Raw genomic sequence first — 4,524 nt, forward strand, 5'->3', positions numbered from 1 at the left:
ACCCCCGCCTACACCGCCGGCGGCGCGTCTTCCGGATCCCGCGGCCCGAACAACCCCGTCAGCCCCAGATGCACCACCAGCGCAGCCACGGACCACACCATCAGCACCCCCTTCGCCCCCAGCTTCAACGGCGCCGAGAACGTGACCCCCTTGCCCACTTCCTTCGAGTGAGCGATCACATCCTGGGCGGGCCCGAGCCACACCCCCAGCCGCCAAGCCAGCACCGACCCGAGCAGCCCCCCGACCGTCAGCGCCACCACCAGCGGCACACCCCCGCGCCGCCGCACCAGGAACGCCCCCAGCGCACTCACCGCCCCCAGGGCCAGCGCCAGCAGAGTAAACGTTCCGTCGACCCCGATGGCCTGCTCGCCCTCGCTGTCCTTGACGAACACGGTCCAGCGGTTGTTGACGATCTCCCCGACCAACGCGACGTCCGGCGCCAGCCACCACCACAGCAGCCCGAGCACCACCCCGGCGAGCGCCGTCACCACCGTGACGACGGCGGCCTCCCGCAGTTCGGTCTTCATGCCGGGGCCGTCCTGTCCGTAGGCCGGCGCGAACCCGCTGCCCCCGGACGGTTCCGGCCAGAACTGCCAGGACCGCCCGTCCGGAGCCCCCTGGAGCGAAGGCTGTTGCTGCAAGGGCTGCTGGGACTGCGAACCCTCCGCACGGTCGTGCGAGGGCTCATGGTGCGGCGGCGGAGGCGGAGTCAGCGGTGCGGTCACCCTGCCATCGTGCCAGGCCCGTCTGTGCGGCGCGTCACCGGACGGCCGCCCGGCGGTACGCCCAGGTCGCGACGGCCAGCGAGACCACCCCGACCCCCGCGCACACGGCCAGGTCACCGAACACGAAGGCCCAGTCGGGGTGAGGCCCGAAGGTCCGGGCGAAGGCCTCCACGCCGTACGTCGAAGGCAGCAGATCCCGCGCGAACCGGACGACCTCCGGCATCCGGTCAGCCGGCAGCACCCCCAGCAGCAGCGCCGCCGACATGCCCAACTGGCCGAGCAGCGTGGCCAGTTCCGGCCGCGGCGCGAGCAGCCCGAACGCGGCGCCGAGCCCGGCGAGCGCGGCCCCGGCGAGCGGGATCACCAGCGCGAGCACCCACAGATGCGTCAGCGGCAACCCGAACAGCACGCACCCGAACACCGCCGTCACCACGGTCCCCGGCACGGTGAAGGAGGCGTACGCCCCCGCGGCCCCCAGCACCACGGCGGCGGGCGGCACCGGCAGCGTCGCGTAGTGGTCGAGCCCCCCGCTGGCCCGCAGCTGCCCGAAGTACTGGGCGAGCAGATTCAGCGCGACGAAAGCCACGACGAGCACCGAAGCCCCGGCCACCACGGCCCGCGCCTCACCGCCCCCGTCCACGACCCCCCGCATCAGGATCATGATCCCGACGGACTGGAAGGTCGCCACGAACAGCAGCGGAATCCGTGCGACCCGGGCCCGGGACAGCTGCGCCCCGTACACCGCGACCAGCGCGGGCCACAGCCGCACACGCGGACCGAGCTCGGCCACCGCCCCGCGCGCGGGCGTCTTCGTTACGGCCACGGCGCTGCCCGGCAGCACCTCGGCGGGTACGACACTCACGTCGAGCTGCTCCTCTTCGTCCCGGTCACGACAGCCGCCCTCTCCCCCACCGGCGCCCGCACACCTACCCGTACGGATCCGAGGCCCCCCGCACTCACGCCCGTCCTGGCACTCACGCCCGTCCTGCCCACCCTGCCCGTCGCCCCGTGGCCGCCGCTCATGCCTTCACCAGCCCCTGCGCGTTTCCGCCGAGCGCCAGATACACGTCCTCCAGGCTCGGCGTGGCCAGCGTGAAGTCGTCCAGCGCGGTGAACGCGGCCCCGCCGGTGACGGTGGCCACGGCCGCGCGGGCCTCCTCCGGAGCCAGCCGCAAGGTCCACCTGCGCCCCGACTCGACGGCCCGGTCCCGCAGCGCGGCCACCTCGGGCACGTGCAACGGCGCCGACTCGCGCCAGACCAGGTCGACCCGGACCTCGCCCGCGACCTGTTCCTTCAGCCCCGCGGGCGTGTCACAGGCGATCACGCGCCCCCGCTCGAGCACGGCCACCCGGTCGAGCACCGTCTCGGCCTCGATGACGTTGTGCGTCACCAGCAGCACCGTCGTACCTCGCTCCGCGCGCCGCCGGTCGACCGCCGACCACACCGCCCGCCGCGCCACCGGATCCATTCCGGTCGTCGGCTCGTCGAGGACCAGCAGCGGACGTTCCCCGACGAGGGCTGTCGCGAAGCACGCGAGCCGCCGCTGCCCGCCGGACAGCTTGCGGATGGGCCGGGCGGCCAGCGCCGTGAGCCCGAGCTCCTCCAGCACCGCGTCCCGCTCCGCCCGCGCCCGCCGTACCTCCAGGCCGCGCAGTCGCGCGGTGGTCTCGACGGCGAGCGAGACGGTCAGTTCGTCGAGGGCGCTGGACTCCTGGCCGAGGTAGGCGAGGATGCGGGCGGCCCGCTCCGGATGGCGCACGATGTCGTGGCCGAGGATCTCGACGCTGCCCCGGTCGGGGCGCATCAGACCGGTGATCTGCCGGACGAGGGTCGACTTGCCGGCGCCGTTCGGCCCGAGCAGGCCGAAGATCTCACCGCGCCGGACGTCCAGCTCCACGGCGTCGGTGGCCTGTACCTCGGGTGTTCCGGGGGCGCCGCGGCGACCGCGTACCGCCTTGTAGGTCTTGGTGAGATCGCGCACCGCGCACACGACATCGTCACCGTGTCGGGCTGCGTGTGCCGTGCGCGTACTCACGAAGGACGAGAGTACGGGGTGCCCGACTCCGCCTGAAATCCAACCCCCGCCGTGCCCTTGCCCCGCCGGGGCCGCTCATTCCCCGGCGGGCGCGTGTTCCGCGGCGGTACGGACGTCGATCTCGCGCCAGAAACCGGCCCTGATCGCGTACCGGTCGTGTTCGTCGATCTGGTCGTCCTTGTGGGCGAGCAGGCCGAAGCGGGCGGCGTAACGCAGCAGCTCGCCGTCGATGCGGTGCGGGATGCGGGGGTACATCGTGGACAGTTTCGGCAGCTGGGCGGGGTCGGGGAGCCGCTCCATCCAGCGGCGCGCGAACACCTGTCCGACCTCGTACGGATCGCCGCCGACCGTGGTGATGTCCTCCTCACGGTCCGCCCAGCGCTGCTCGGCCGAGGTGAGCTGGGCGAGCGTCGGCATGGAGGCGATCTCGGGGGGCTCCGCGCCCACGCCCGGCCGGTCGACCCAGCCCTTGTCGGAGGACCAGCGCAGGGTCGCGTTGGCGGGAGGCTGGACGGCCTGGGCACCGGGCGCCCTGAGCGCGGCCAGGTCCTTGGGGGTCGGTACACCCTTGGGGGCGGGTACGCGCTCCTGCACCCCGTTCTGCTCGGCGGACGCCGTGGGGTGCTCCTGCTGCTCGTCGGCGACCCGGTCGGAGGCCTGCGCGTGCGACGACTCGGGCAGCGGCGCGGACAGGATCGCGGCGATCTCGGGGCGGGGCACGGGCTGCGGCGCGCAGACCCCGCCGACCTCCTTGGCCCGTACGGCCTTGGTGATCCACGTACGGTCGAGGACGCGCCGTTCGTCGGCCTCGGCGACCAGGTCCTCGGACTGGTTGTAGTCGCCGTCGGCGGCCTGCACCGCCCACAGGTGTACGGCGACTCCGTGCTCCTTGGCCGCCATCATGCCCGGCAGCAGATCGCCGTCGCCGGTGACGAGGACGATGTCGGAGCAGGCACGGTTGCGGGCCAGCTCGGTCAGCTCGGCGTGCATGGCGGCGTCGACGCCCTTCTGGGCCCACCGTCCGTCGCTGCGGGTCAGGGCGCCGAGCCGGACGGTGACCCGGGGCATCACGCGAAGCCTGCGGTGCTCGGGCTGGGGCACCCGGTCGGGGGCGCCGTCGAACCAGTAGATGCGCAGCAGCGGCCGTTCGGTGTCCGACTCGGCGCGTTCTCTCAGGCCCTGGATGAGAGCGGCGTGGTCGACGGTGATCCGGGACCGCGAGGGCTCTCCGGCGAGAAGACTCGCGGCGGCCCCCAGCAGGTACCCGGCGTCCACCAGGACGATGCAGCGGTCCACGCGTTCCACCCTCTTTCCGGGAGGTTTGCTTCGGGCTTGCTTCGAGTCTGCCCGACCGCGCGGAGCTTAACGGCCCGAACTCGATCTTCGGCGTGGCGTTTCCCGCGACGGCCGGGGGCCCCGCCGCATGACGTGAGCCTATTACGCACGGTGATTCTCCGACATGCGCGCTTTGCCGGGTCATGTGAATCTGGTTCCGGATTTGGCCCCTAGATCCCCTTCAGGAGGAAGATCACCATGGCCAAGAACAAGAAGCAGAGCCGCCCGCACGAACAGGCGTCACAGGCCGAGCGCGGCACCGAGCAGGCGAAGTCCTCCTCGATGGAGTCGCAGACCGAGCAGCGCATCAACCAGGTGACACCCGGCGACATGGCGCGCAAGGGCCGGCAGAAGCGCTTCGGCCACAACTGAGCCCGGCGCCCGAGCACGACGGACGGCTGAACAACGGGCTGTCGAAGCCCACACAC

General features: G+C 72.7%; 5 protein-coding genes. 1 reads left to right on the forward strand and 4 read right to left on the reverse strand.

Annotated elements, in window-relative coordinates:
* Positions 1–8: 8 nt before the first annotated feature.
* From STRTUCAR8_RS44360 to STRTUCAR8_RS44375, 4 genes are all read right to left on the reverse strand, one after another.
* Complete coding sequence (locus tag STRTUCAR8_RS44360; protein ID WP_006383050.1) at positions 9–725, reverse strand: hypothetical protein; 717 nt, start codon at positions 723–725, stop codon at positions 9–11.
* Between the two features lie 34 nt (positions 726–759).
* Positions 760–1,587 carry an ABC transporter permease gene (locus tag STRTUCAR8_RS44365; protein WP_006383048.1) on the reverse strand — a complete coding sequence of 276 codons (828 nt, stop codon included), beginning with the start codon at positions 1,585–1,587 and terminating at the stop codon, positions 760–762.
* 157 nt (positions 1,588–1,744) lie between these two features.
* Complete coding sequence (locus tag STRTUCAR8_RS44370) at positions 1,745–2,716, reverse strand: ABC transporter ATP-binding protein (protein ID WP_006383046.1); 972 nt, start codon at positions 2,714–2,716, stop codon at positions 1,745–1,747.
* Positions 2,717–2,836: 120 nt separating this feature from the next.
* The gene (locus tag STRTUCAR8_RS44375) at positions 2,837–4,057 is read right to left on the reverse strand and encodes an NYN domain-containing protein (RefSeq protein WP_044473957.1); all 1,221 of its coding nucleotides are present in this window, start codon (positions 4,055–4,057) and stop codon (positions 2,837–2,839) included.
* Between the two features lie 237 nt (positions 4,058–4,294).
* On the opposite strand from STRTUCAR8_RS44375, the gene STRTUCAR8_RS53625 reads away from it, so the two are divergent.
* The gene (locus STRTUCAR8_RS53625) at positions 4,295–4,468 is read left to right on the forward strand and encodes a hypothetical protein (RefSeq protein ID WP_006383047.1); all 174 of its coding nucleotides are present in this window, start codon (positions 4,295–4,297) and stop codon (positions 4,466–4,468) included.
* Positions 4,469–4,524 lie beyond the last annotated feature (56 nt).

It is taken from the genome of Streptomyces turgidiscabies Car8 (genome assembly GCF_000331005.1).
In the GTDB taxonomy this organism is placed as follows: domain Bacteria; phylum Actinomycetota; class Actinomycetes; order Streptomycetales; family Streptomycetaceae; genus Streptomyces; species Streptomyces turgidiscabies.

Excerpts from the sequence above, each read along its gene's own strand:
- STRTUCAR8_RS53625 (WP_006383047.1), top strand. The coding sequence starts at position 4,295 with ATGGCCAAGAACAAGAAGCAGAGCCGCCCGCACGAACAGGCGTCACAG.